The sequence below is a fragment of the Pseudomonas sp. PSB18 genome, from assembly GCF_014596565.1.
In the GTDB taxonomy this organism is placed as follows: domain Bacteria; phylum Pseudomonadota; class Gammaproteobacteria; order Pseudomonadales; family Pseudomonadaceae; genus Aquipseudomonas.
On the sequence record NZ_NOIN01000005.1, the window covers coordinates 291,601 to 317,121 of the forward strand.

Here is a 25,521-nt window from a genome sequence, read left to right on the forward strand (position 1 = left end):
CGGGATCAGTGTTCAGTGCGCAATGCACGTTGGGTGAACTCAGCGTCAGCGACGCCGAGATTGATGCTGACCTTCTCGACGATCAGGCGCGTGCTCTTGTTCGCAGCCAGGTTGTGCATGGTCTGCACCGTCGGCCTGCTGAAGCCGTCGACGACTTGCAGGCCCTCGGTCTTGAGCTGTTTGACCAGCACGCCCTGGCGATCGAAATAGTCCACCTGCACCGGGTAGCGACTGGCCTCTTCGAGGTAGTAGACCTTGCGCGAATAACCGGACACGTCCGCCTCTTCGCTTTTTGCCTTCGCCTCGATGCGCCGACAGGCCGGCCAGCTCAGGCAAGGCTCGGGAGACGCCAGGCTGGTGAACTGATAGCTGTCCAGCTTGTAGTCTTCAAAATCCTCGTAGGTGAAGTCCGTGCCCATGAACCAATTCTGCTTTTGCGAGCCCGCCAGGCGTCGCAGGCTTTTGGTCGATGGGGTGTAGGACCAGATATCGTTGATGGCCTTGCCACTGTCTTCGATCAGTAGCGCAACGTTCTTGACCGCTGCCGGAGCGGTAAAGCGCACCAAGGTCCCCGTGCGATCACTCATTCGCTTGTCCAGGCGGCTGAGCTGGCGGGTGAACGTCAAGCGCTCGCCTTCCAACAATTCCATGCGGTAATCGACCCTTTCATCCGCCGCTTTCATGCGGCGATCGGAATCGCGCATGACCGACAGCGCATCGTCGGCATGGGCTGACCCGATGCACATCATCAACAGGGAAAAAGTAACAGGCAGCTTGTTGTTCATCCGAAGTTCCTGAGCTTGAGAGTGTCAACCGCCGGGATGCGGAATACGTGGCGAATGGCAGGCATCGCCGCAAAGGGAATGATCACCAGTGCCGGCAGGATGACTCGCCAGAAATCGCTGAAGGCAGGGTCGGTGTTGATCTTGAACCAGACATCGGTCAAGCGATGGTTTAGGACAGCGCCAAGGCCATACCCCAAGGGGATGGCGACAATGCCGGCGACCACGGCGATGCTCAGGGTTTCACAGAGCATGATCAGCGACACGCTGCGGTCGCTGAAACCGAGGATCCGCAGTACACCGTACTCACCGCGCCGCCCCACAATGCTGAAGTTCATGCTGGTGATGGCAAACAACAGGGCGATGGCGATGCTCATCAGCGCCGAGATATGGATGATCACCCAGATGTGCGAGCTGATTTCGAGAATGGACGCGACAATATTCTGCTTGGACGTCACCCGTACCACGCCCGGCAAGGCATAGATCGCGGCGTCGTCCAGGCCGCTGCTTCCCGCGTCGATCAGGTAGGCGCCGGTGAATTGCTCATCGAGGGCCAACATGCGCTGGGCGAAACGTCGAGTGGTGATGATTTCACCCGGCAGCGCTCCGGAAAACACCCCGACGACCTTGGCTGGATAGAGATTGCCGCGCACCTTGAGGGTCAGCCGGTCGCCCGGCCCCACACCCTGTGAAATGGCGATACGACGCTCGATCACCAGGGCTTCCAGGTCGCCGTCCAACAGCATCCGGCCTTCCATGAGGTTCACATGACGCACGCCGTCCGCCGGTTCGATACCCAGCAGGCTGGCGTTGTCCAGCTGCCCCTGGCCACTGACCTGGGCACCGCCCTTGACGAAGGTCGACCAGCGACTGCCTGGCGCCAGGCCATTGAGACGCTCGATGTCCTCGTCCCACCAGGCCACGTCCAGGTCGACCACGCGGCTCCAGCTGTCACGCTCGACGTTGCTGATGGCGGTGCGCTCCATCGATGTCAGGGAAATGTAGAACGCGATGGTGATCGCGATACTCGCTGACATGGCCAGGACCGTCACCAGGCTGATGCGCCAACTGCGCAGCAAATTGCGCAACGAATAGCGGAACCAGAAAGGTCCACCAATGTGCCGCAGGCAAGCCACCATGCGCAGCGCCAGGGTTTGTTCCTGACCGGCGCCGACATCACGCAAGGCGTCCATGGGGGTGATACTGAGGATGGAACGCATGGGCAGGTACATGCCCAGTGCAACGGTGCCGCACAGCAGCAGGCCGGCTCGCCACAGATAAGGTGGCTTGAACATCAGTTGTGGCTCGGGCATGCCGATGGCTCGCGCGTAGTTCAAGCCGAACGCATACATGTCGAACAGCGCAAAGCCACAGCCCAGGACCAACGCCAACGCGATCAACATCAGCGCCGGCAAGCCGTAGGCGCAGGCTACCTGTCGACGGCTATAGCCCAATGTCAGGAACATGGCGATCAGCGGCCGCTCTTCCTTGGCCCACTGATACATGAGGAAGAACACCACCAGGGTCGACGACAGCGCAAAAATCAGCACCACTGTAGGCAGGAAAACCTTGAAGGTGTTGAGGTCCAGTTCGAGGAACTTCTGGCTGAACTGCTCCTGGCGTGGCAACACATAATCCACCGCCAGACGTGACTGCGCCCGCTCGGTGATGCGCTGCTTGAGCTGCGTGAGCGACGCGGCCGGCGACAGGCTGAACAACAGGCTGTTGATGGCCGAGAAGCCCAACTGCTGATGCATCAGCGCCTGATCGGCGAACAGCACGCACAGCGAACCGTTGCTGGGCACATAGACGCTGGGGTTGAGGGGCGCGACCAGGTACTCGGGACTTTCGACAATCCCGATCACCTCCACCGGGTACTCGGCCTGCCCCGCGGTGAAGTTGAAACGATCCCCCACGCCCTTGCCATGGAACTGCGCGCAGTTTCGCTCCAGAGCGATCCCCGTGGTCTCCATGGCCTCGGGCAGGCGCCCCTGCAAAACCTTCAAGCGGTTGACCGCCAGGAAGTCCTGCGCGGGTGCACTGACCATCAACCCGGCGACCGGCTGTTCACCACCAAGGGGCGCCAGCCCGGGCATCAACAACCGATGATGAATGGCGGTCACGCCGTCGATGTCATCGAACGCCGGCAGGTTGATCAGGTCATCGGGGGCAAAGATCACCTCCAACTCCGCCATGGCGGCATTGGACTGGATGTCCTCGACCGTGCTGAACAAACTGTCGATGGCCGAGTAGGCGCCCACCAGCACACCAAAGGTCGAGGCACAGATCAGCGCAATGGTCAGCAACCGATAGCGAATCACCAGAACCGAGCGAAGCACATGCCGCACCAGCATGTTCATGAGTCGGCCCTGTGCAGATTGCCCGAGCGCATCTCGTAGACATGATCGGCATGCTGCCCCAGCCCGGGGTTGTGCGTGACGATCACCACGGTGATCTGTTTCTCTTCCTGCATCTGGCGCAACAGTTCGAACACCCGCATCCCGGTCTCTTCATCCAGGCTGCCAGTGGGCTCGTCCGCAAGAATCAATTGCGGTTCCTTGATCAGCGCCCTGGCGATCGCCACCCGCTGCTGCTGGCCGCCCGACAGCTTGGAGGGGAATTTTTCGGCGTGCTCATGCAGCCCGACTTTACGCAGGTACTCCTCGGCACGCGCGTGGTCCCGTGGCGTGACCGAGCGGATCGGCTCAAGCCCGGTCAGCACGTTTTCCTTGACCGTCAACGTCGGGATCAGGTTGTGAAACTGGAAGATGAACCCCACGCGCTCGGCCCGGAATCGGGTCAAGGCTTTGAAGTCCATGCTGTCCAGGCTCGCGTCTCCCACGCGCACCTGGCCCTCATCGGCCCGATCCAGGCCACCGAGTATGTTGAGAAGCGTGGTTTTACCCGATCCGGATATACCCCGGATCACGGTCATGCTGGCGCGGGAAATGTCCAGGTTGATGCTGTTCAGCACCAGACTGCGCTCATCGCCGCTGGGGTAGAATTTTTTCAGCCCAGTCAAGGAAATCAAAGGGATATCCATTTCGTCTACAACTCCAGTTCAGAGCGCTGCTTCAGCCAGATCGAGTCCGAAAACGCCATAGCGCTTGGTCCGGCGCATCCCGACATTGCGCGCCAGCACGTAGCTGGAAGGGTTGCGGTCGTCGATCCACATGGTGTCCACCCGTTCGAAGCGCGGTTCGGCATAACGGACGATTTCATCACCGATCAACCGTCCGAGACCGCGCCCCTGTACCGACGGATCGGCACCGATCAAGGCAATGACCGCCCCATTGACGCTGCGTTTGTAGCGCCCCAACTTGAAGAGGTCGAACAAACCGAAGTGGCCCTTGAGCTGGCTCAGTATCTGGTTCAGATCCGGCAAAATCACAAAGAACGCCACCGCTCGGCCGTCGAGCTCGATCAGCTTGATCCCCTCCAGGTCGATGAAGGCTTTCACGCTGTCGATATGAAACTTGAAGCTGGGCTGGGAGATCGGCGCGACTTCGTAGTTTTCGGCAAAGGCGCTGTTGAACAGGCAGCGGATCTCTTCCAGATTGGACTTGAGATCGGCACGCGTCGCCGTGCGCACACTGAACTGGCTGCCGGGCAGCACTTTTTCGCTGCGGCTGGCCTTGCGTCGTGCACGATACTGCTCGGCATCGACACCGTAGGTGCTGAAGGTGAACGCCAGGTCGAAGCCTACCTGTTTAAGGATCTCGGCATACCAGAGCGGGTTATAGGTTTGCAGCAGCGTCGGGGGACGTCCGTCCAGGTCTTCCAGCAGCAGCGCGGCGTCCTGGGTCGAGGTGTAGCTGTAAGGCCCCAGTAACCTGGACTTGCCTCGAGCCCGGGCCCAATTGGCAACCGCTTCGAACAAGGCTTGCGCAACGGCAGGGTCAGGGGTCACCTCAAAAAAGCCGAAGAATACGTGCTCGTCGCCGAAACGCTGGTTGTACTCGGCATGGATACTCACGCTTATCCGGCCTTGCGCCTGGCCCTGTCCGTCCACCGCCAGGAAATGCTCGATCTGCGCTTCGCGAAAGAACGGGTTATGGCGTGGCGACAGGATGCGCTTCATGTCACTGCGCAGGGGCGCCACCCATTTCGGATCGTCGGCGTACAAGCGGAAAGGCAGCTCGATGAACTGCTTCAGGCGCTTGGCTGTGTTCACTACTTCAATCGAGATCATGAGGCATCCAGTAGTTGTTGCATGTTGCGATGACGGGCTTCGAAGATGCGGTCCATGTAGGCATTCACAAACAACCGCTCCAGCAATGCCCCCCCTATCGCCTTGTAGGTGACCCGATCGGTATAGAGCGTGCCGCCGGCTGCCGCTGCGACCCGATGCTCGTGCCGGAAGGCACTCAACGGCCCCTTGATCATCTCGTCGATGAAGTACTCATTTTCCTTAACCTCGCGAATGGCCACGGTCCAGTTGGCCGGGATGAACCCGAACATCCAGTGCCGGAAGCGAAACTGGCGCCCCTGGGCGATCCGCAGATCGGCGATGTCGATGTTGCCCAACGGGGTGACGCGCTCAGGGAAAATCTTCGGGAAATTGACCCCCTCCATGCAGAAATCGAAGACCTCCGCACAACTACGCCCCTTGATCAGCGTGGTTTTTTCCAATACCGGCATTCGGGCTTCCTCGGTCAGATAGGTTCGGCGGTGGCAAGATTGAAACGCTCGGCGTATCGCTGCCAGGCGACAGGGTCGAGGGCTTTGTCGAAACTGCGGAAACCGGCAAGCTTGAACCCGTGGCGGCTGGACAACGCCTGGACCAGTTCCAGGTCATCGTTGCTCAGGTCCAGGCCGAGGCTGGTATGCCGGGAGAGGCCTTCCAGGGCGAGCATCATGGTCTCGGCCATGCAGGCGTAAGCCAGGTCGTCGGGAATGCCGTAGCGCGAGCCGAGTCGAGCGTCGCCGGGCATTTCGACAATGCCCCCATCGAGCACCAGCACGTCCGGGCGGCGAATGGCGATGTCCTGGCTGACGTTGGCCGGTCTGGAGATGTCGCACAGGATGGCATCGGCGGCGATATCGTCGGCGCTGATGAACCGTTCGGCACTGTTGGTCGCGATCAGCACCAGATCGGCGTCGGCCAGCGACTGCTGGACATCGTTGCTCCAGCGCAATGCCGTGTGGCGACCGTTTTCCGCCAGGAGCAATGAACCGAGGCTCGCACTGTCCTGCTCATCCAGGCGTTGCGCGATGTGCGCCAGCACGCTACCCGGTGCCGCCGTCGCCTGCGCGCTGTAAGCCACGAGCTGGTTGATCACTGAAGCGAAACGCGGGGTGTTGAAGCGTGCGCTCTTGGGGTTGCCCACCAGGGTGACCTGGCCGGCCTGCGCCACGATCAACCGTGCGATGGCCGAACCGATGCTGCCCGTCGCACCGACGACGGCGACGCGCATGTCCTGCATCCGTCGCCCGGTCATGCGCACCGCGCGACAGGCGGCTTCTACCGCCGTCAGCAGGGTGTAGCTGTTGCCGGTGGTCAGGGCCACGCCTTTATCCAGCAGGCGCATCCCTCCTCCCGTCACAATCGAAGTGTGCCCGCCCAATCCCACCAGGGTGGCGCCGCGCTGCCGCGCCATGTCGATGGCCTGGCCAATCACTGCACACGACTCCTCCACGGGCATCTCGGCAAGCTGGGCCGCCGAACGCGGCACCATGATGAAGTCGCCGGTGACCGTGCGGCCCGTGGCGGGCGATGTCAGCGTTACCGTGGAAACGAAGAATGGATCGAGCAGCGGGTTCAAACGCTGTTCCAGCAGCTGCAACGACGACTGCGAGTAGTGGCTGAGGCTTTCATCGAACTCGGCATAGTTCGACAGCTCCAGCGGATGGAGGACGAACGCGAAATGGTTCTCGGCCACCGGCTCGCTGAAATCCACCCCATGCCTGGCTTGCCCGGCTGGACCTGCTGGGCTGGGTTCAGCGTCCAGCAGGTGCGCCAGCAGCGTGCCTGTGCGCCCGTCCTCGACCCATTGCAGGGTCCGGGCCAGGGCCTGGATGAACCGCTCACATTCGGCACGGCCGGCAATCAATGGCGGTTCGACACGCATCACGTTGGCGCCATTGAGGGTCGGCGCCACGCGTATGCCTTCGACGTTGAGCAGGTAACTGGCCAGGATCGGCACCAGGCTTTCCTGCTCGCCCATGATGCCGGTGAAGCCACCGTGGAATTGTGGATAGTGGCTGCGATCAAGCTCGAACTCGATGCCAATCAGATAACCTGTGCCACGGACTTCCTTGATGAACGAGGCGTGTCGTGCGGCCAGGGCCTTGAGCTGTTCGAGCAGGTACTGTCCATGCTCACGCACGTTGTCCAACAAGCCCTGGCGTTCTTGCAACAGATCCAGCACTTTCAGGCCGATGCGACAGGCCAGTGTATTGCCGCCGAAGGTGGACGAATGCTTGTTCTGGAAATCCGCGCTGTAGGCATTCTCGCTCAGCAGACACGCACCGATGGGCATGACGCCGCCGCCCAGGGCCTTGGCGAGCAACAAGCAATCGGCTTGCACACCGGCGCTGGCGAACAGGGTTCCGGTACGCCCCAGTCCGGTCTGGACTTCATCGATAATCAGCAACGTGCCGCTGCGGTCACACGCTGCCCGGACTTGCCGCAAGTAATCGGCCGGCGGCAGGTTGATACCGCCCTCCCCCTGGACCGGTTCGACAATGACCGCCGCATAGGCGCCCGGATATTGCTGCAACTGGGCTTCAAGGGCCTGGATATCGCCGTAGTCGACAAAGTCGAAACCTGGCAACGGGGCCTGGAATCCTGCCTGGTATTTGTCCGAGCCAGTCGCAGAGAGCGCCCCCAGGGTCTTGCCGTGGAAACTGTGATACGTCGACAGAATACGCTTGCGTCCGGTCTTGATCAGGCACGCCTTGAGGGCCGCCTCGACCGTCTCAGCACCACTGTTCTGGAAGGTCACGCTGCGGTATTGACCCGGTGCGATGGCCAGCAACCGTTGCGCCAGCAGACCGCTCGCGGCGAGGCTGGACGGCTGGACGAAAATCGGTTCCCGGGTGTGCTGGAAACTGGCCAGCTCCGCCAGCAACTCGTCCGGACTGTGACCGAACGGCAACGCACCGTAGGCGCCGAGGAAGTCCAGGTAGTCACGGCCTTCTTCATCGTACAGGTAGCAGCCTTCGCCGCGGACGAACGTCTTGTCGAGGCCAACCCGGCGAATCAACTCGCCAATCTCGGGGTTGACGTATTGCTCAAACGGACTCATTTGCTGCCAGCGACTCATGACGGATTCTCGGTGGAGTAAGGCGTGGAAACGGAGGATGGATGGCCGCAGGTCTGCCGATAGAGATCTGCCGCCATGCCCTGGGCCGCCACGATACGTTCATGGGCAGGCCGCATGGCGTGATAGGGCAACGCCGGAAACAGATGATGAAGCGCGTGATAACGCTGGCTCAGGGGCTCGAACAACTCCAGCCAGCGCCCCTGGACGGCATGGGTCGAGGAATCGCTCAGTTGCCATTGCAAGGACACGGGCTGACCGCTGGAGGCATAACGATGGGCCAGGCAGGTGCGGAACATGTTGATCCCCAGCACCCCATAGATGACGGCCAGGAACAGGCCGATACGGGACCAGGGCAACCATTCGCTCCCTGCCATCAGAATCAGCCCCCAGGCATACAGGCTGGTCAGCCCCTCGAGCAGGCGGTTGTATCCCTGCGAAGCGCTGAACCGCGCGGCGCTGTTTCGATAGGCGGCATGCAAGGTGACCGCGCTGTAGCGCTCGATCACCACCCGCCGTAGCGACGGCATACACCATGACAGCGGACCGACCAGGGCAAATCGCAACAGCAGCAACAGCGGCGTCAGGAGCGTGCCCACCAGCAAGGTGAACAGGCTACGGCCAAACTGACGTTGAAACGGCAGGTACTCCGGATCCTGCCGGGTGCCGTATCGCGTCAGCGTGTGGTGATCCATGTGGCTCAGGTACAGAAACGACGGCAACAGCAGTGGAATCCCACAGGCCAGATTCCACATCAGATTGAATCCCGGTACTGCTCGCCGAGGCATATGGACCAGTTCGTGGATGAACATGGCCGACCGATACAGGGTGAACACTGCCACCGAGTAGAGCACCAGCCAGGTCGGAAAGCGGCTGACTTCCAGCAATGACAAGGCGGTCCAGAACAGTGCGATGTTCAACCCGAAATCCAGGCGATAACGCCACCCTTGATGGCGTCGCAGGTCCTCGATCAATGGGCGCAGCGCCGCGATAAACGCTCGCCCCTCCCGCTCGGGCACAGTCTTCATCGACGTTTCCAAATGACACCGTCCAGGTAGAAGTGATGAAGAACGATGATGAGGGGTACCAATCCTACCGAGGGCATTTCCAGGCTCAGGACCAGCAGACTGGCCAGGCCCAAGGTACTCAGCCAGATCCAGGGCCTGGCGCCCATGCGCCTGACCCAGCCATGGGCCACCCCCAACGCACCGGGGGGTGTTGGCTGCGCCTGGGTTCTGCGCAGGCCTGCCTGGACCGTCGAGGTGCAGACCAGGTGGTATTGCAAGGCATGGATGCTGGTGCCGATCAGAATCAGCGCATACAGGTCATCCACCAGCAGGTACGCGGTGTTGTACAACCCCAACGACACCGCCAGCATCACCAGCACAAAACGGGGCATGCCTTCCCCCTGTCGCCGATGGGCCCACTCGGTCACGATGAACTTCACGGTCATGACCGCGAATATTCCGTAGGCGAGCCAGGCCCAGTACGGATCGAGCGCCGGTGTCGGGATGGAAATATTGGCGAACGGCAGCGCCTGCCCGAACAGCTGATAGTCGCCGAAGTGGAATCCGCCATGGGTGATGCGGTACATCAAGGGGGCTGCGAAGCCCGCCAGCACCATGTCGCGAACCGGCTGGGTCGAATGCCGGTACCCGGCCTTCTTCGCATAGAGCGCGGCCACACCGAAGTGTTGCTTGCACACGTGGTAGGGTTGCCAGTACACCCAGATCGCGACCAGCCAGGGCAAGGCGTTCAGCGCATACAACCCGACGCAAACCGCCGAGATCACGAGCAGGCTGCCCCAGAAGCGCCCCTTGTGGCGCTGGTACTCAAGGGGTTCGGCAAACAACCGGACGTGGGTGTGCAACACGTGGGGAATATCCAGGAACAGTGCGAACAGCAACGCACCGATCAGGAACGCCGGGCCCTGCATGATCGCCAGCAGCAACGCCACCGAAATAAGCGGACCGCCAATCAGGATCGCCAGCGTGTCGGCTCGGGCACTGACGAACCACGCTGCCTTGTCAGAGATGGTATTGGACATGCTTGAGCCCCTTCAGACCGCGGCAGACAACTCGAATGTGCTGGCGTGTTCGAGCAACTGCGCCAACTCCTGGAGGGTGGTCATTGCGTCGATCAGAGACGCGGAAAAATCCGTCGACAGCTGTCCCCGGAGCTCCGACAGCAGCGTCAACTGGCCCATCGAGTCGAGCCCCAAGTCCAACAGCGTGTCGCTGGCCTTCAATGGATAGCCATTGAGGTGGGCCGGCAGAATGCCTTGCGTCGAGAGGCGGTGGATGGTCTGGCAAATAACATCAAACACAGGTGCTCCTTGCACGTATGCAATCCGTGCTGCTAGGGAAGGATCAGGCGGATACAGCGTCTGTGGCGACCGCTGCGGGGTTCAATTTGCCACTCAGGTACAAGCGACTCAGCGCCTGGCGCTGGATCTTGCCGCTGGTGGTCTTGGGGAAATCGGCGCGACGGATCAACACCAGGTCGTCGACTTGAACGCCGGCATGACGCGCCACTGTCCGGGCGACTTCGCGACGCAGTTCCTCCAGGTCACGATTGCCCAATGCATTGACGGCGATCACCACCACGACGCTCTCTTTGACATGCCGACTGTCAATGCAGGAAAACGCCGCGACAGAACCGGCCGCAAGACCCAGTCCATGCTCCAGCGACCATTCGACGATATGCGGGCTGACGTTCACTCCCGCACGGGTAATCAGGTCCTTGGTCCTGCCGGTAATGTAGACCTCGGCACCCAGTACGAAGCCCAGGTCACCCGTGTCGTACCAATCGCGGGCCTGCGGGCGCACGGGTTCCATCTTCAAGTACCGGCGAATCACGCTGCCGCCACGAATCTGCAGACTGCCCAACAGACCTTCGCTTACCTCAAGGCCGCGTTCGTCCACTACACGCAATTCGACGTCACCGACCCCGGTGCCATTGCCCAGATAGGCCGCGGCGCCGGGCGCACCTTCAGGTTGCTCGCGGACCACGCCGTCGGCATGCAGGCTCTGGGTATCCAGCCAGCGCACTCGCAACGCCTGGCCTGGCGCATTGAGGGATACGGCGACCACGGCTTCTGCCATGCCGTAGGCTGGCTGCAGTACTCCAGCTTGCAGGCCATAGGCACTGAAGGCAGCTTCGAACTGATGAAGATGCGCGTGAAAAACCGGTTCGGCACCGACCCATGCGTAGCGCCAATGGGACAGATCCAAATCGCCGTCACGCAGGCGTCCCGCCAGGCGGCCAAGCAACGCGAAAGCCGAGGTCGGCGCCGGAGACAGCGTGCCTTTGTAGCGCGACAACGCATGAAGCCAGGCCAGGGGTTGACGGCTGAATTCGCTGGTGGGCATCAATACCAGGTCGATGGAGCACCACCAGGCCAGGGTCAGGGCGGAAAGCCCCATGTCATGATGCAGGGGCAACCAGCTCACCATCCGATCCGCCGCTGCGACGGCCACGCGTTCGGCGATCGCCTGGCAATTGGCACTGAGCATGGCCTGGGTGATACACACCGCTTTCGGCGCGCCGGTACTGCCGGACGTAAATTGCAGGATCGCAAGGCTTTCGGGACGGCTGAGCACGGGCTCATCGACTGGCGTTTCCACGGCCTGCATACGCTCGACCAGGGCGACGTCCGTCAAGACCCGCTCCGACCACGCTGGCGCAAGCCGCTGCGCGATGCTACCCGAGGTCAGGATCAAGGCCGGGTCAAGCAATGCCAGCATCGCCTCTATTCCTGCCCCTTCGCGTTTGCTTTCGTGAGGTAATTCGTGCGGCAGCAAGGCAATCGCCAACCCCTCGGCCCAGCACGCGAGCACCATGACCAGCACTTCAACGCTGGACGGCAGGGCGATGGCAACGACTTGTTCAGGCGCCAAGGCACTCTGGCGCAATACCTGGCGTGCACAAGCGACCCGGGCGAGCATTTCGGACTGTTTCAAGGAGACAGCGGCATCCTGCGCCAAGACCGTGGTCAGGCGAGAAGATGGGCAAGAAAGGAATTTTTCTATCAGGCACAGGCGAGCAGGCGCAACTAATCCGTCAGTCATATTTTCAGTCCTTGAAACATTCAGCAAAGGTTACTGATCGTAGGACAATGGGTCAATATGGCTTTTTGATATTGATTTGAAATTATTGCTTTGGCCTTGTGCCTTCATCGTATTTCGCGACAGAACTACCGCTCTACTTCGCGGGTTGTAGCCGCCACGAAAGGAACGGACCGTCTTGCAAAAAAAATTGGCGATGCCCGTCCCGTCGGTGACGGACATCGCCAACAAGCCCTGCTTCTAGCCAGTCATGCTCACCAACAGGCATTCACCGCCGGCATCCGCCCCCGCCACGGCTGGGCCCGCTCCAGTTGCCCGGCCAGGGCCAGCAACGTGGCTTCCTCACCAAAGCGCCCGGCGAAATGCGCGCCCATCGGCAAACCCCTGGCACTCCAGGCCAACGGCACCGACATCGCCGGTTGTCCGCTGGCATTGAACAAGGCCGTAAAGGGCGAGTAGCTGTGGTAGCGCTCGATCAACTGATCAAGACTCAGACACACATCCTGGATGTCCAACTCGCCGATCGGTGCCGGCTCACGGGTCAAGACCGGGGTGAGGATCAGGTCGTAATCCTGCATGAACAACGCCAGCTGCCGGCCCAGGCCGTGTATCCACTCCACGGCCGCCGCATACTGGGCGCCACTCACATTACCCTTGTCCCGCAGGATGATCCGGGTGCGCACTTCCAGTTCTTCGGCCTGGACCGCAAGGCCGCGCATCTGGCCCAGCAGATCGACGTAGTGGCGAGTGCTTGCACCGATGATGGTGAACACCTGGTCGAGAAATTCCGGCAACACCACCGGCAGGCTCACCGGCTCGACGCGATGCCCCAGGGATTCACACAACCGTGCCGCCTCGCCCACCGCCCGCAAGCTTTCAGGCGACGTCGGCCAGGGACCGAGCTGCTCGACCAGGGCGATACGCAGCGGTTTCGGATCGCGCTGCACCGCGGTCACATAAGGCAATGCCTGCACCGGGGCGGCATAGGGCGCGCCGAGATCCATCCCGGCGGTCGCGTCCAGCAACGCCGCGCTGTCACGCACCGACAAAGTGATCGCATGGGGCGTGCCCATCCCCGCCCAGCCCTCCCCCACAATCGGTCCCGACGGCAATAAGCCACGGCTGGGCTTGAGGCCGAACACGCCACAGCAGGACGCCGGCACCCGCAACGAACCGCCGCCATCGTTGCCATGGGCGAACGGCACCACCCGGGCCGCCACCAACGCCGCCGCACCGCCGCTGGAGCCCCCGGCGCTGTAATCGGTGTTCCAGGGATTGCGAGTCGCACCGAAACGTGTGGATTCTGTGGAGTACGACGTACCGAACTCCGGCGACGTGCTGGTGCCGACCAACTGGCACCCTGCCCGCCGCAGACGCGTCACGACTTCCGCCTCGAAATCCGCCCGAGCGCTGCCCAGGGAGCGAGAGCCATTGGTCATCGCCGCACCGTTGACCGGCGAAAACAGGTCCTTGATCAACGTCGGCACACCGGCCAACGGGCCCTGCCCCACTTGAGGTGTTTGCGCCGTCTCACGGGCCGATTCGTACAGCCGCTCGGCCACGGCATTGAGTTGCGGTTCGACCCGCTCGAGGCGTTCGATGGCCACCTCGAGCAATTCGCCAGGCCGGACCTCGCCGCGCCGGACCCATTCGGCCAGCCCCACGGCGTCTTCGCGATCCATCAACTGGTGGATGTCTTGCATACTCATGCTTCGGATTCCTTATTCATGACGATTGGCGTGAGCCGGGCGTGTCGAGTCGACAGTAGTTGCCTGGTCGTGGCCGCGAGCACGCAGGCCGGCGATCACCCAGAGCAGTGCCGCGACCAGGCCGGCAAAGACCATCCATTGAATGGCGTGGCGCAGGTCTCCGGCGAAGACCATCACGAAGGCCACCACCAGCGGGCTGACGAACTGGCCGATATAGAGGAACGAGGTGAACCCGCCCAACCCCCGGCCGCGGGTGCTGGCGGTCAAGGCGTTCATCACCGGCGCCATCACATTCGGCACCAGCAACCCGGAACCCAGCCCTTGGATGAAAACCGCCACCAGTACCGCGTTGTAGCTCTGCCCACGCATCAGCAGCCATAGCCCCAGGCTGATGAGGCCCAGCAGCAAGGCGTTGCAGCCGGCGATACCCAAGCGGCGGCGCAACAGCGGCCACATCAATGAGCCCACCAGGGTTGCCAACAGGCTCAGGCCCGCGGCCAGGCCGATCATCGTGCTCGACGTGATGCCCAGACTGACCAGCAGCATCGGCGCCTGGACCGGCACGACGAACGTCAGGACCATGCCGCCCAGAATCATCAGATAGCCGACTACCAACTGCCGCACCGCGACCTTGGTCGGGCCCGTCTCATCGACCGGCTGCCGCAGCACCTGGTGCCTCGCCAGCGGAGGTTCCCACAACACCTTCAGCATCGCCGGCACCAGCAGCAACGGCAGCAGATAGAGCAGGAACGGTGAACGCCACGAGTGCTCTCCGAGCGCCCCGCCCACGACGAAGAACAGCGCGCCTACCAGGCCGATCGTCACCACCTGCCGGTTGACGTAGCGCAAGCGCTCCTCGCCGTGCCAATAGTCGGCGATCAGGGTCGCGCAGCAGGTCATGACGGCCGCCTCGGTACAGCCGAACAACAGCCTTGTACCGACAATTGCAGGCAGGCTGTCGAGCAGCGCCGGCAACGCGCCGAGCAAGGCATACAGCAAGGTGGCAAGCACCAGCAACGCCTTGCGCCCGATGCGGTCGGCCAGCCAACCGGCCAGTGGCGCACACACGGCAATCGCCAGGGCCGGCCCAGTGACGGCCAGCGGCACGAGCAGATCGGCACGGGGTTCGACGGGACCGAATTCGGCGCCCAACCGGGGCAGGATCGGCGCGACCATGACCGAGCCCATGATGGTCAGGCTGCTGCCCAGCATCAGCACCAGGCCTTCACGCCGGCCGGCCTGGCGCGACGGGGTCGCGGCCGTTGAAACGGAACTTGATTGGTTCATGGCGGGCCCCTTCAGAAACTTTGAGAAATGCGCAACGCCGCGGTATAGCCCTCGGCGCGGTTGCGCGCGTCGAACTCCTTGTAGACGTGCAGCCACACCGGCGGAATACCGGGTTTGAAGTAGCTCACCGCCGGCCCGACAGCCATCACCCGGGCGCGATTGCCGCTCTCCAGTCCCGGTGCATCGTCATCGCTGAACTGGCGGTAGTAGTACCCGCCCACCCCCATGGTCCAGGGGCCGACGTGCTGGCCCACGGCGAACTCGTGGCGGTACTCGACGCCGTTCTTGTAGTCGGTGGCGTTGTTGCGGGTGTTCACGTCGACTTCGAAGCTTGAAGACACCTCAAAGCCGCTGTCAGACAGGTAGGTGGCGTTGACGATGGGCGAGAACGTCCAGTGATTGAGCCCCGGTGAAATCAAGCGATTCTTGTCGTAGTCGCCGGTGGGCGCCTGGATCTGGAACTGAGTGTTGACGAACAGGTTTGGCGACAGGGTCCATTGCAGGATCACCGGCAGAAACTGGACGTCTGCCAGGCGAAATGGATCGGCCTCGAGATCCAGCGGGCCGACGGGTGTCTGCACCTGTACCGAGGCGTCCATCTTGAAGAATGGCACCACGGTGCCGAAGCCGTACTTGGCGCCCAGCACGGTGTAATCGGTCATGCGCATGTAGGCGACGCCGATGGACAGTACGTCCAGGGAGAAGTTGTTGTCCGCCGAATGGCCGTGGCGGTCTTTCTGCACGTTGGCCGAGTAGAACGCGGTACGCAGGCCGACAGTCCCGAAGGGCGTCGCCGGCGGCATCATGCCCGCGCCGAAATCATAGACCCCGACCGCGGTGGTCGGCGCGCCGTTTTCGGTGCCATGGGCGCCGGCGCAGAGGCCGAGCATCCCCAGGGTCAACCACGTCAAGCGCAAGACGTTTGTTTTCTTATTGTGATTCATCGAATGCCCCTTCCGACCGTATGGTGGTGGGGTCATCCTAGGGAGCAGGCGTCATCGGCCGTTATCCGTTTTCAGCACAGATGCGTGCGACGCAGGGTTTGCGATGGTGTCTCGCCGAACAGGACCCGATAGTCGCTGGAAAACCGGCTCAGATGCCAGAATCCCCAGCGTGCCGCCACCTCCTGCACACCCTGAACCTGATCGCCGTTGCGCAGCTCACGGCGCACGGCATTGAGGCGCAATGCCCGCAAATAGGCCACGGGATTGATGCCCAGGGTTTCCTGAAAGCAATACTGCAATTTGCGCCGGCTGGCACCGATGTGGTTGCACAGGTCAAGAATCGACAGCGGCTCGTCCACATGGGCCAACGCGTACTCCCGGGCCCGGTCGACCATGCGCTTGCGCGCCGTGGGGCTGAGGGGTGGCGCCTCATCCGGAGCCACCAGTTCCAGCATATGCAGCATCACCGTATCCCGCAGGCCACGGCGGATCGACTCGTAGCCCAGCAACGAGTCCCGCCCCTGGTCGCTTTCCAGCTCGGCGAACAGCGCCGCCAGCTCAGCCGGCAACGTCGAGTCGCCGAGGCGGTAACACTTGGGAAGATCGGTAATTCGAAAACGACTCCCTTGCCGTTCCAGCACGTGCGCCAACGCCTGCTCGTCGATGGCGACTCCCAGCACGTCCAGATGCTGAGGCGTGCGCAACTCTGGCAAGTTTTGCCCTCGGGCCACCAGCAGGCTGGGCTCGAGGATCGGATGTCCGGAGCAAAAGACCGGGCCGTCCGCCACCAACGGCATGCTGAAGGTGATGGCCCCTTCCCAGGCCGTCCCACGCTTGGTCATGGCCTGGTTAGAGCGGTCGCGCACCAATTGCATCCAGTCGGAACGGAATTCGATCAACTCGCCTTCGAAACGTCCTGGGGTCAATTGGTCGTAACAGACCTGCCAACCGCCCATGTTCCGAGCATGCTCGTCGATGTCGACGGTACGGAACCGATTGACCGGCGATGCGATGTTGTTGTTATTCATTGACCCGACCTTCATCGATTCCTGGGCTTATAGGTCAAAGATCAGGCAAGTTCCATTCCCTCTACCAGGCACACCGTGCAATTGTGCCGAAAATGGATAATCGACCCGGCATGGATTGCCTTCCGGTGTATAAAGCACAATGAAATCGACTTCTTGAACCTCCACGCCACCATGAACGAAATGCCCCGTGACATTGACCTCGCCACCCGGTCGATCACCCAACCACGTACGCTGGTCTTCCTGGCCTACCCGCAAATGGGCCTCCTGGACCTGACCGGGGCCCAGACGGTGTTCTGGGCGGCGACCAAAGCCATGGCCGAACGCGGCCTGCCCGGCTACGCCATGCATACCGCCAGCCTCGCGGGCGGGTTGATGCGAACCGCCGAAGGCCTGGTCGTGGAAACCTGCGGCCTGCGCCAGTTCGACGACGTCCTGATCGACACGCTGATCGTCCCCGGCGCGCCCGATATCCGTCAGGCGATGATCGATTGCGTCGCTCTGGTCGACTGGCTGCGCCAGGCTTCGGGCAGGGCCCGACGCACCGCATCGGTGTGCAGCGGCACGTTCCTGATGGCCCAGGCCGGCTTGCTGGACGGACGCCGCGCCGCGACCCACTGGGCCATGTGCGACATGCTGAAAAGCGGTTTCCCGGCGGTAGAAGTGGACCTGGATGCGATTTTCATCCAGCAGGACCACGTGTGGACCTCGGCAGGGGTCAGCGCCGGCATCGACATGGCCCTGGCGCTGGTGGAAGCCGACTGCGGACGCGACGTCGCCCTGCAGGTGGCCCGGGAGCTGGTGGTGTTTCTCAAGCGCCCCGGTGGCCAGGCGCAGTTCAGCCAGCTGTTGCAACTGCAAACCCAGGACAGCGCCGGCTTCGACGAGCTGCACCTATGGATTGCCGAACACTTGGGCGACGACCTGACCATCGAACGGCTGGCCCGCCAGGCGCGGATGAGCCCGCGCAATTTTGCCCGGGTCTACAAGCGCCAGACCGGACGAACCCCGGCCAAGGCCATCGAGTTGTTCCGCCTGGAAGCCGCGCGAAGGCTGCTGGAAGAGTCCCAACGCAACATCGACCAGATTGCCCGGTCGTGCGGCTTCGGTGACGAAGAGCGAATGCGCCATACCTTCCAGCGCCACCTCTCGATTTCACCTCGGGACTACCGCAAGCGCTTTTCCCGCTGACCGGGCTGGGGCCTCCAACGATTACCTCAACGAGCATGACTTCGTCCATGAGCGACTTCTCCTACACACAATACATACGTTTCCGGACCCCAGACTCAGGTATCGGCCCGCGCGAACAGGTGCCGATGCTCCCCCAGGAGCAGGCCTGGGCCCATGACTATGCGGCCCATCATCGCTTCAACTGGATCGTGGTGCTGATGCCGCCGCTGTGCTTCGGCCCCCTGTTGCCTCCCATCGCATTCATCCTGGGGTTGTTGCTCTATCGAACGCTGTTTGCCCCTGGCCTGGACCTGGACCCCATCATCGGTGAGTCCCTGGGATGGCTGGTGGCCGCGGTGGTGCTTTTCACCATGGCCTGGGCCCTGCGAAATACCCTGCGGGACAAACACGACCCGACCAAACGCTACTGGCAGTCCATGCCGGATCAGGGAGTGGTCGAGCTTGAGCGCCATACCCTGGTCTCGGGTTTCTGCCTGTGGTCCAGCGACTATGACTTCGACTGCAACACCCTCATGCTCTGGGTCAACGATAAAATCGAGCGCGTGCAAGACAGCGGTGTATCGCAGTGGATCCTGGCCAGGACCGAGGCGGGACACTGGCTGGTGCTCAAGGAGCAATTCCCGGGCAACTTCACCTACGCTCGGATTGGGCAGACACCTGCGCCGAGCAAGCACCTTCAACCACGGCAGCATCTGGCGATTGCCTTTGCCCCCGGCACCCAGCTGCCGCTGGGCCGGCGTTTCGACGGTGCACCGATTTCCCTGATAGACACGTCGTACTGGCTGGCTGGCGATGAACTCAAGCGCCTTGCCGAGGCCGCCCATCACTGGAGCTTTTTTCCTCCGGAGCGCTACGCCGTGATCAACGAGCAGGATGCCGAATGGGTGCAGCGGCTGGTGGCGAAGGCGCAAGCCAAGGTCGACCCCGAGGGATACGCCTCGAAAGACGATTAGTCCCCGCAGCGCTCAAGCGACCTTCCGGGCGTCCTGATGCTCGGCGCGCTCGGCCACGAACGCGCTGCAACGGGAGCGCAACCAGCACTCCCCCGGATCATTGTGAGAAGCACCGCCCCAGACCATCGACAGCGCGTGCTCGGGCAAGCGGATCGGCGCCGGCTCGGCTCTCAGGCCCGCGGACATCGCCATTGCCTGGGCAACGTAGTCGGGCACGATGGCGATCATGTCGCTGTGGGCCAACAGCACAGGCAAGGCGCTGAACTGTGGCACGGTCAGCACCACCCGGCGTTGGCGCCCGATCAGGCTCAAGGCGCGATCGGAATCATCGATGACATTGCCCATGGACGACACCACTGCGTGGGGTCGTTGGCAGAACTCGTCCAGGGACAATTCGCCGGGCTGCGAATCGGCCCGCAGCAGCATCGGCCGCATCTGGCGCAAGTCCTTGCGCCGGGCATTGGCCGGCAGCTCCACGGTGTGGCTGATGCCAAGGGTGATCTCCCCGCTGATCAACAGTTGGGACATCTGCCATTGATCGGCCCGGCGTACCACCAATGTCGTGCCCGGCGCCTCGACCCGCAGGCGGCGCAACAGCTCCGGCAGCAACGCGTATTCAACGTCATCGGACAGTCCGATATGAAAGGTCGCTTCACTGGTGCCCGGATCGAACGCCTGGCAGCGACTCAGGGCAGCGGCGATGCCGTCCAGCGCCGGGCTCAGGTTGGCAAATATCTCCTGGGCCCGTGACGTCGGCTCCATCAACCGGCCCGACCGGATGAACAAGGGGTCATCGAACATCAGTCGCAGGCGGGCCAGTGCGCTGCTGATCGTCGGTTGACCGAGAAACAGCTTTTCACCGACACGACTGACATTGCGCTCATGCATCAAGGTTTCGAAGACAACCAGCAGATTGATGTCAGCACGACGCAGGTCATTTCTGTTCATCATAGTAGCCGCCCCAGGCGCCAGGCCATTGAGTCAGGAGTGGACAGGATCGTCGCCTGACCCTTTATAGAGACGCACCGGCGACGGTATGCCTGGCAGGTTATGTCCGCCGCGGTGCGCTTGTCTGTTGTACCTAGGGACAACACCTTCAACCTTTAGGCAGTCTCACCGATACTTCGGTATGCAACGCTTGAGGAGCATGGCGTAATTTCAGGGTTTTATGTCCTACCGGGTAGTCAGCGGCACTTTTAAGATGCAACGATTTCCATGACGGTAGAATCCGGACGCTCAGGAACGCTGCCCAAGGCACTTCGTTCAGGTTCGCGCTACCCCTCCTCACTGGCTCATGATTCGTCTCGGAACCCCCATGACTCCACCCCATTCCACCTGCCAGGCCATCAACGACGAGCCCCTCGTCTATATCGTCGACGACGATCAACCGCTGCGCGAAGCCCTCGGCGGTCTGTTGCGCTCCATTGGCCTGCAGGTCGCATTGTTCGGTTCTGTTCCGGAGTTCATGCAGTACCCTCGCCCCGAGCAGGCCAGTTGCCTGGTACTGGACGTGCGGCTGCGAGGCACCAGTGGCCTGGATTTTCAGCAGCAGCTGGCAACGGCGAATATCAACCTGCCGATTGTGTTCATGACCGGTTACGGCGATATCGCCATGACGGTGAAGGCCATGAAAGCCGGCGCGGTGGACTTCCTGAGCAAACCCTTTCGGGAGCAGGACCTGATCGACGCAGTGTCCACCGCCCTCCAGCGGGATCGGCTGCGCCGCGAGTCCGACCGTAACCGCCGGGAGCTCCAGGACTGTTACGCCACCCTGACGGCCCGGGAACAACAGGTGATGGCCCTGGCCGTGTCGGGTTTGATGAACAAACAGATCGCCGGGGAAATCGGCCTGAGTGAAATCACGGTCAAGATCCATCGAGGCCAGGCCATGCGCAAAATGTGCGCACGCTCGTTCGCCGATCTGGTACGCATGGCCCAGGCGCTGGACATGCATCGCGCCGGTTGAAAGTTCATACCCAGGTATAACTTGGCGGGGTGACAGGACAAGGTATCTTGCAGGGAAGACGGGGCCTTTATGGCGACCTGACATCACCTTCGGTACCTAAATGTCCAATACCGCAATTATTTCAGTGGTCGATGATGATGAGTCCGTTCGAATCGCACTGGATGGTCTCTTACGCTCCAGCGGCTATACCGTTCGAACTTATGCCAATGCGTCGGATTTCCTGTCCTCCAGCGGACCCGAACAGACCGCCTGCCTGATCTCGGATATCACGATGCCCGGCATGAGCGGCATCCAGATGTATAACGAACTGGCCGACCAGGGCATTCACCTCCCGGTCATCTTCATCACCGGCCATCCCCCCCCAATGCCCCGGGTCAAGGCCGGCGCAGCGGAACCGGTGGCATTCTTCCCCAAGCCGTTTCGCTGCGCTGAATTGATCGCCAGCATTGAGTCGGTGCTCAATCGGCCGGTCGACTGAATAACCACACATCCTTGTGGGAGCGAGCCTGCTCGCGATGGCGGTGGATCAGCTTGCATCCCTGTTGAATGGACCGCCTTCATCGCGGGCAAGCCCGGCTCCCACAGGTTCCGCGGCGTTCACAAAAGCAGCGTCCAACCGCCAATCCCCTCATCCATCGCTCTAACACCTTCGTATAGATCCTTCATACCCAGACATGGCCTCGCTGACCTTATGTAGAAGTGTCGGACGCCAAGCCGACGAATACCATTTCCTACAGCGAACCGAAGCTGAATGCATGAAGCCACGCACTTTCGGGTACATCGCGACACGGTCACGCTGAAACAGCTGAACAATTCAACGTATCGATTTTGTCTTCGGGAGCACATCATGAAACAGCATATTCTGGTAATTGGCGCAGGTTTCGGTGGGGTATGGAGCGCTTTGAGCGCGGCCCGCCTGTTGGACCAGCATGATCGCAACGATGTGCAGATTACTGTCCTGGCCCCCCAGGCGGAGCTGCGGATCCGGCCACGCTTCTATGAGCCGGACGTCCATACGATGAAAGCCCCATTGGACGAGTTGTTCAACGCGGTCGGGGTGAATTTCGTGCAAGGCTCGGCGGACAGCGTCGACGCCGATCTCAAGCAGGTGGGCTATCGCGACGCCTCCGGTACTAAAGGCACGCTGAACTATGACCGGCTGGTGCTCGCCGCCGGCAGTCAATTGATGCGTGCTGACTTCAAGGGTGTGATCGAGCATGCCTTCGACGTCGATGAAATCGAGCAGGCAACCCGCCTCGAAGCCCATATCAAGGCCCTCGGGAACCTGCCTGACAGCCCTGCCCGCAACACCGTGGTGGTGGCCGGCGGTGGTTTTACCGGAATCGAAACCGCCACCGAAATGCCCGCTCGCCTGCGCGCCGCCCTGGGCGAACAGGCCGACATTCGCGTTATCGTCGTCGACCGCGCACCAGAGATCGGCGCTTCCCTGGGCGAAGGCATCCGCCCTTCCCTGATTGAAGCGTCGGCTCACCTGGGCATTGAGTGGATCCTCAACGCCTCGGTCGAATCGGTGGACGCCGGCGGCGTCACCCTGTCAAACGGCCAGCGCATCGAATCCAAGACCGTGGTCTGGACCGTGGGTTTCCGTGCCAGTCCGTTGACCGAACACGTCCCCGGCACCCGCGATCGCCAAGGCCGGTTGCACGTCGACGGCAACCTGAAGGTGTTGGGCCAGAACCACATTTTCGCCGCCGGTGACGTGGCCTATGCCGCCACCGACACCGTGGGCAATTACGCGGCGATGTCCTGCCAGCACGCCATTGCCCTGGGCCGCTACGCCGGCAACAACGTCGCCGCCGACCTGCTGGGCGTGGCACCGATGACCTACAGCCAGCCCAAGTACGTAACCTGCCTGGACCTGGGCGCCTGGGGCGCGGTGTACACCGAAGGTTGGGATCGCCAGCTCAAACTGGTAGGCCAGGAAGCCAAGGACCTCAAGACCCAGATCAACTCGATATGGATCTACCCGCCCGCCGCCGACCGCGCGGCAGCCCTGGCAGCGGCTGATCCGTCGATTCCGGTGGCGTGATTTCACTTCCCGACGCCGGTCAGACCCCTCCGTTCTGAGCCGGTTTTTCCCAGACACCCGCCATGGATGGTTCGGCGGGTGTTTTTCTTGCCTGCCCAGCCTGAATCACTCAAGTAACGAGACAATCCGCGGCTCTATCGAACCTGCGCTCACCTCCAGCAACCCCAGCGTCACCGGCAGCTTGAAACGCCGCCGGCCAGCGCTGCCAGGGTTCAGATACAAGCGTTCGCCACGCCATTCAATGACCGGCTTATGGGAATGCCCCGTAATGACCACCCTCACATCCGGGTCGAGTGAAGCCGGTACATCGGCAATGTCATGCACCAGCAAAACCTGCCACCCATACAGATCGAATTGCAGGCTATCGGCCAACTGCCCGGCCCAATCGGCCTGGAGGTCGTTGTTGCCGCGTACCACATGCAGCGGAGCAACGGACGCCAGCTGTTCGAGGATGTCGGGGCTGCCGATGTCACCGCCGTGAATAATCCGCGCACATCCCGCAAGCGCGGCAAGCGCTTCGGGACGGAGCAATCCGTGGGTATCGGAAATGACGCCAACTTTCATGAGAGCCTCCCGCCGCGTCCGCACCGATATCAGTCTCGTCGCAACTGGCTAATGTGCTGGAATTGAATAAGATAGGCCGCGCATTCATAGTGCGCAGACTTGTCGTAAAAGGAAATGTTAATGCTCGGACGCAAACGGCCGGAGCCAAAGAGCGAAAGCCCTGTCGAAGACTTCTCCCCCCAGGCTGCGCGACCAGGCGCGGCATTGAGGCTTACCATCAGCTTCATGCTGGTGGTGGTGATAGCCTTCCTGTCCGTTGAAGGCTGGAGGACATGGCGTGATTACCGTGCTGCATTTTCGGCCGCCCGCGATTCGGTGACGAACCTGGCCCGGGCGACGGCCCAGCACGCCGAAGACACCATCCGCCAGGTGGACGTGGTGACCGCCGCACTCAGCGAGCGGGTGGAAGGCGACGGGCTCAAGAACATCGACATCCCGCGCATCCATAAACTGCTGGTGCAGCAATCCGCCATCATGCCGCAGTTGCATGGGTTGTTTATCTACGGACCCGATGGGCAATGGGTGGTCACCGACAAGGAAACGATCCCGGAACCGGCGAACAACGCGGACCGTGACTATTTCCAGTACCACCGCACCCATGCGGATCGAAACGTGCGCATCGGCGAAGTCATCAGGAGCCGCTCCACCAACGATTTGATCATTCCCATCTCCCGACGCCTGAACAACCCCGACGGTTCGTTCGCCGGCGTGCTGCTTGGAACGGTCAAGGTCAGTTATTTCGTGGACTACTACGGCGACTTCAAGATCGACGATATGGGCGCCCTCGTCCTGGCCATGCGCAACGGCACCGTCCTGGTACGGCGCCCTTTCGTCGAGACGGTGATCGGCAAGAGCCTGGTCAATAGCGTGATCTTCAAGAACTTCCTGCCGACATCGAACCAGGGCATCGCCGAAGCCCGTGCCGTGATCGACGACACCGAACGCCTGTATGGCTACCGCGCCCTGACCACCTACCCGTTGGTGGTGGAAGCCGGCCTGTCCCGGGACTCCATCACCGCCCCCTGGCGCCGCGACCTGCTCAAGACCGGCTTCGTGCTGGTTTTCCTGATCGTCACCCTCGTCGGCTTCGGACTCATCGTGCTGAGCCAACTGCGCTATCGGATGACCATGGAAAAGCAGATCCGTCATGCACACCAGAGCATGCGGGACATGGCGCTGACCGACAGTCTCACCGGGCTGGGCAACCGCAGGAAGCTCGACCTGGCCTTGGCCGATGAGCTGCGCCTGGCCAAGCGCCAGGGCTCGTCCCTGGCGCTGATCATGCTCGATGTCGATTACTTCAAGCGCTTCAACGACAAGTACGGGCACGCTGCCGGGGATGAGTGCCTGCGTGCGATTGCCGGGGCGATCCAGGGCGCGGTCAATCGGCCGGGGGACCTGCCGGTCAGGTACGGCGGCGAAGAATTCACCGTTCTGCTACCCAATACCGACGGCACGGGTGCCGCCAAGATCGCGCAGGACATCCTCGACGCCATCAGGGCGCTGGACATCGAACACGGTGATCATCCATTGGGCATCGTCACGGCCAGCGCGGGCATCACCACCAGCCAGCCGGGCATCGTGGACGTGACGCCCGCGATGCTGATAAAGGCCGCCGACGCCTTTCTGTACCTGGCCAAGAACACCGGGCGAAACCGCTGGTGCAGTGCCAGCGCAACGTCGGGTTGACCCTGTAAAGGACCGCCGTGCATCGGTCC

22 protein-coding genes are annotated in these 25,521 nt (G+C 61.9%); 6 read left to right on the forward strand and 16 right to left on the reverse strand.

Annotated elements, in window-relative coordinates; all coding sequences use genetic code 11:
• Positions 1-5: 5 nt before the first annotated feature.
• The 14 genes from CGA22_RS14820 to CGA22_RS14885 form a co-directional block, all read right to left on the reverse strand.
• Complete coding sequence (locus tag CGA22_RS14820; protein ID WP_041024089.1) at positions 6-785, reverse strand: outer membrane lipoprotein-sorting protein; 780 nt, start codon at positions 783-785, stop codon at positions 6-8.
• Positions 782-3,142: an ABC transporter permease gene (locus CGA22_RS14825; RefSeq protein ID WP_084213806.1), complete on the reverse strand. Its 2,361-nt coding sequence runs from the start codon at positions 3,140-3,142 to the stop codon at positions 782-784. Before CGA22_RS14825 ends, CGA22_RS14820 begins: the two co-directional genes overlap by 4 nt.
• The gene (locus tag CGA22_RS14830) at positions 3,139-3,825 is read right to left on the reverse strand and encodes an ABC transporter ATP-binding protein (RefSeq protein ID WP_052435181.1); all 687 of its coding nucleotides are present in this window, start codon (positions 3,823-3,825) and stop codon (positions 3,139-3,141) included. Before CGA22_RS14830 ends, CGA22_RS14825 begins: the two co-directional genes overlap by 4 nt.
• A gap of 18 nt (positions 3,826-3,843) precedes the next feature.
• A complete protein-coding gene (locus CGA22_RS14835; RefSeq protein ID WP_041024091.1) occupies positions 3,844-4,974 on the reverse strand; it encodes a hypothetical protein in 1,131 nt (376 codons plus the stop codon).
• Positions 4,971-5,423: an SRPBCC family protein gene (locus CGA22_RS14840; protein WP_041024092.1), complete on the reverse strand. Its 453-nt coding sequence runs from the start codon at positions 5,421-5,423 to the stop codon at positions 4,971-4,973. Before CGA22_RS14840 ends, CGA22_RS14835 begins: the two co-directional genes overlap by 4 nt.
• Before the next feature lie 14 nt (positions 5,424-5,437).
• Positions 5,438-8,050: an aminotransferase class III-fold pyridoxal phosphate-dependent enzyme gene (locus CGA22_RS14845; protein ID WP_052435182.1), complete on the reverse strand. Its 2,613-nt coding sequence runs from the start codon at positions 8,048-8,050 to the stop codon at positions 5,438-5,440.
• Complete coding sequence (locus CGA22_RS14850) at positions 8,047-9,075, reverse strand: fatty acid desaturase family protein (RefSeq protein ID WP_052435183.1); 1,029 nt, start codon at positions 9,073-9,075, stop codon at positions 8,047-8,049. Before CGA22_RS14850 ends, CGA22_RS14845 begins: the two co-directional genes overlap by 4 nt.
• Positions 9,072-10,094, reverse strand: a complete 1,023-nt coding sequence (locus CGA22_RS14855; protein WP_041024093.1) for a hypothetical protein — start codon at positions 10,092-10,094, stop codon at positions 9,072-9,074. Before CGA22_RS14855 ends, CGA22_RS14850 begins: the two co-directional genes overlap by 4 nt.
• A 12-nt stretch (positions 10,095-10,106) precedes the next feature.
• Positions 10,107-10,373 carry an acyl carrier protein gene (locus tag CGA22_RS14860; RefSeq protein ID WP_041024094.1) on the reverse strand — a complete coding sequence of 89 codons (267 nt, stop codon included), beginning with the start codon at positions 10,371-10,373 and terminating at the stop codon, positions 10,107-10,109.
• Between the two features lie 43 nt (positions 10,374-10,416).
• Positions 10,417-12,009 carry an AMP-binding protein gene (locus CGA22_RS14865; protein WP_177329282.1) on the reverse strand — a complete coding sequence of 531 codons (1,593 nt, stop codon included), beginning with the start codon at positions 12,007-12,009 and terminating at the stop codon, positions 10,417-10,419.
• 359 nt (positions 12,010-12,368) lie between these two features.
• Positions 12,369-13,823, reverse strand: a complete 1,455-nt coding sequence (locus CGA22_RS14870; protein WP_084213808.1) for an amidase — start codon at positions 13,821-13,823, stop codon at positions 12,369-12,371.
• Between the two features lie 12 nt (positions 13,824-13,835).
• A complete protein-coding gene (locus CGA22_RS14875; RefSeq protein WP_041024096.1) occupies positions 13,836-15,110 on the reverse strand; it encodes an MFS transporter in 1,275 nt (424 codons plus the stop codon).
• A gap of 11 nt (positions 15,111-15,121) precedes the next feature.
• Entirely contained in the window at positions 15,122-16,054 is a 933-nt protein-coding gene (locus tag CGA22_RS14880; protein ID WP_041024097.1) for a transporter, read from the reverse strand.
• 71 nt (positions 16,055-16,125) lie between these two features.
• Entirely contained in the window at positions 16,126-17,082 is a 957-nt protein-coding gene (locus CGA22_RS14885; RefSeq protein ID WP_041024098.1) for a helix-turn-helix domain-containing protein, read from the reverse strand.
• 180 nt (positions 17,083-17,262) lie between these two features.
• Between CGA22_RS14885 and CGA22_RS14890 the strand changes: the two genes are divergently transcribed.
• Positions 17,263-18,270: a GlxA family transcriptional regulator gene (locus CGA22_RS14890; protein WP_177329284.1), complete on the forward strand. Its 1,008-nt coding sequence runs from the start codon at positions 17,263-17,265 to the stop codon at positions 18,268-18,270.
• 47 nt (positions 18,271-18,317) lie between these two features.
• Positions 18,318-19,223 (forward strand): hypothetical protein, encoded by a 906-nt coding sequence (locus CGA22_RS14895; RefSeq protein WP_041024100.1) that lies wholly within the window; start codon positions 18,318-18,320, stop codon positions 19,221-19,223.
• Between the two features lie 12 nt (positions 19,224-19,235).
• Here the strand turns inward: CGA22_RS14895 and CGA22_RS14900 are convergent, their stop codons facing one another.
• Positions 19,236-20,174 (reverse strand): LysR family transcriptional regulator, encoded by a 939-nt coding sequence (locus tag CGA22_RS14900; RefSeq protein ID WP_041024101.1) that lies wholly within the window; start codon positions 20,172-20,174, stop codon positions 19,236-19,238.
• Between the two features lie 364 nt (positions 20,175-20,538).
• On the opposite strand from CGA22_RS14900, the gene CGA22_RS14905 reads away from it, so the two are divergent.
• The 3 genes from CGA22_RS14905 to CGA22_RS14915 all read left to right on the forward strand — a co-directional run bounded on the left by CGA22_RS14905 (position 20,539) and on the right by CGA22_RS14915 (position 23,239).
• Complete coding sequence (locus CGA22_RS14905; protein ID WP_041024102.1) at positions 20,539-21,189, forward strand: response regulator transcription factor; 651 nt, start codon at positions 20,539-20,541, stop codon at positions 21,187-21,189.
• A 100-nt stretch (positions 21,190-21,289) separates the two neighbouring features.
• Positions 21,290-21,667, forward strand: a complete 378-nt coding sequence (locus tag CGA22_RS14910) for a response regulator transcription factor (RefSeq protein ID WP_041024103.1) — start codon at positions 21,290-21,292, stop codon at positions 21,665-21,667.
• 369 nt (positions 21,668-22,036) lie between these two features.
• Positions 22,037-23,239 (forward strand): NAD(P)/FAD-dependent oxidoreductase, encoded by a 1,203-nt coding sequence (locus CGA22_RS14915; RefSeq protein WP_188258632.1) that lies wholly within the window; start codon positions 22,037-22,039, stop codon positions 23,237-23,239.
• Between the two features lie 105 nt (positions 23,240-23,344).
• On the opposite strand, the gene CGA22_RS14920 is transcribed toward CGA22_RS14915, so the two are convergent.
• Positions 23,345-23,803 carry a metallophosphoesterase family protein gene (locus CGA22_RS14920; protein ID WP_041024104.1) on the reverse strand — a complete coding sequence of 153 codons (459 nt, stop codon included), beginning with the start codon at positions 23,801-23,803 and terminating at the stop codon, positions 23,345-23,347.
• A 120-nt stretch (positions 23,804-23,923) separates the two neighbouring features.
• Between CGA22_RS14920 and CGA22_RS14925 the strand changes: the two genes are divergently transcribed.
• Positions 23,924-25,492, forward strand: a complete 1,569-nt coding sequence (locus CGA22_RS14925; RefSeq protein ID WP_041024105.1) for a sensor domain-containing diguanylate cyclase — start codon at positions 23,924-23,926, stop codon at positions 25,490-25,492.
• Positions 25,493-25,521: the final 29 nt, after the last annotated feature.

What these genes read in the sequence shown, in the direction of transcription:
- CGA22_RS14820 (WP_041024089.1), bottom strand. Translation starts at nt 785, where the DNA reads ATGAACAACAAGCTGCCTGTTACTTTTTCCCTGTTGATGATGTGCATC.
- CGA22_RS14825 (WP_084213806.1), bottom strand. Translation starts at nt 3,142, where the DNA reads ATGAACATGCTGGTGCGGCATGTGCTTCGCTCGGTTCTGGTGATTCGC.
- CGA22_RS14830 (WP_052435181.1), bottom strand. Translation starts at nt 3,825, where the DNA reads ATGGATATCCCTTTGATTTCCTTGACTGGGCTGAAAAAATTCTACCCC.
- CGA22_RS14835 (WP_041024091.1), bottom strand. Translation starts at nt 4,974, where the DNA reads ATGATCTCGATTGAAGTAGTGAACACAGCCAAGCGCCTGAAGCAGTTC.
- CGA22_RS14840 (WP_041024092.1), bottom strand. Translation starts at nt 5,423, where the DNA reads ATGCCGGTATTGGAAAAAACCACGCTGATCAAGGGGCGTAGTTGTGCG.
- CGA22_RS14845 (WP_052435182.1), bottom strand. Translation starts at nt 8,050, where the DNA reads ATGAGTCGCTGGCAGCAAATGAGTCCGTTTGAGCAATACGTCAACCCC.
- CGA22_RS14850 (WP_052435183.1), bottom strand. Translation starts at nt 9,075, where the DNA reads ATGAAGACTGTGCCCGAGCGGGAGGGGCGAGCGTTTATCGCGGCGCTG.
- CGA22_RS14855 (WP_041024093.1), bottom strand. Translation starts at nt 10,094, where the DNA reads ATGTCCAATACCATCTCTGACAAGGCAGCGTGGTTCGTCAGTGCCCGA.
- CGA22_RS14870 (WP_084213808.1), bottom strand. Translation starts at nt 13,823, where the DNA reads ATGAGTATGCAAGACATCCACCAGTTGATGGATCGCGAAGACGCCGTG.
- CGA22_RS14875 (WP_041024096.1), bottom strand. Translation starts at nt 15,110, where the DNA reads ATGAACCAATCAAGTTCCGTTTCAACGGCCGCGACCCCGTCGCGCCAG.
- CGA22_RS14880 (WP_041024097.1), bottom strand. Translation starts at nt 16,054, where the DNA reads ATGAATCACAATAAGAAAACAAACGTCTTGCGCTTGACGTGGTTGACC.
- CGA22_RS14885 (WP_041024098.1), bottom strand. Translation starts at nt 17,082, where the DNA reads ATGAATAACAACAACATCGCATCGCCGGTCAATCGGTTCCGTACCGTC.
- CGA22_RS14890 (WP_177329284.1), top strand. Translation starts at nt 17,263, where the DNA reads ATGCCCCGTGACATTGACCTCGCCACCCGGTCGATCACCCAACCACGT.
- CGA22_RS14895 (WP_041024100.1), top strand. Translation starts at nt 18,318, where the DNA reads ATGAGCGACTTCTCCTACACACAATACATACGTTTCCGGACCCCAGAC.
- CGA22_RS14900 (WP_041024101.1), bottom strand. Translation starts at nt 20,174, where the DNA reads ATGATGAACAGAAATGACCTGCGTCGTGCTGACATCAATCTGCTGGTT.
- CGA22_RS14905 (WP_041024102.1), top strand. Translation starts at nt 20,539, where the DNA reads ATGACTCCACCCCATTCCACCTGCCAGGCCATCAACGACGAGCCCCTC.
- CGA22_RS14910 (WP_041024103.1), top strand. Translation starts at nt 21,290, where the DNA reads ATGTCCAATACCGCAATTATTTCAGTGGTCGATGATGATGAGTCCGTT.
- CGA22_RS14915 (WP_188258632.1), top strand. Translation starts at nt 22,037, where the DNA reads ATGAAACAGCATATTCTGGTAATTGGCGCAGGTTTCGGTGGGGTATGG.
- CGA22_RS14920 (WP_041024104.1), bottom strand. Translation starts at nt 23,803, where the DNA reads ATGAAAGTTGGCGTCATTTCCGATACCCACGGATTGCTCCGTCCCGAA.
- CGA22_RS14925 (WP_041024105.1), top strand. Translation starts at nt 23,924, where the DNA reads ATGCTCGGACGCAAACGGCCGGAGCCAAAGAGCGAAAGCCCTGTCGAA.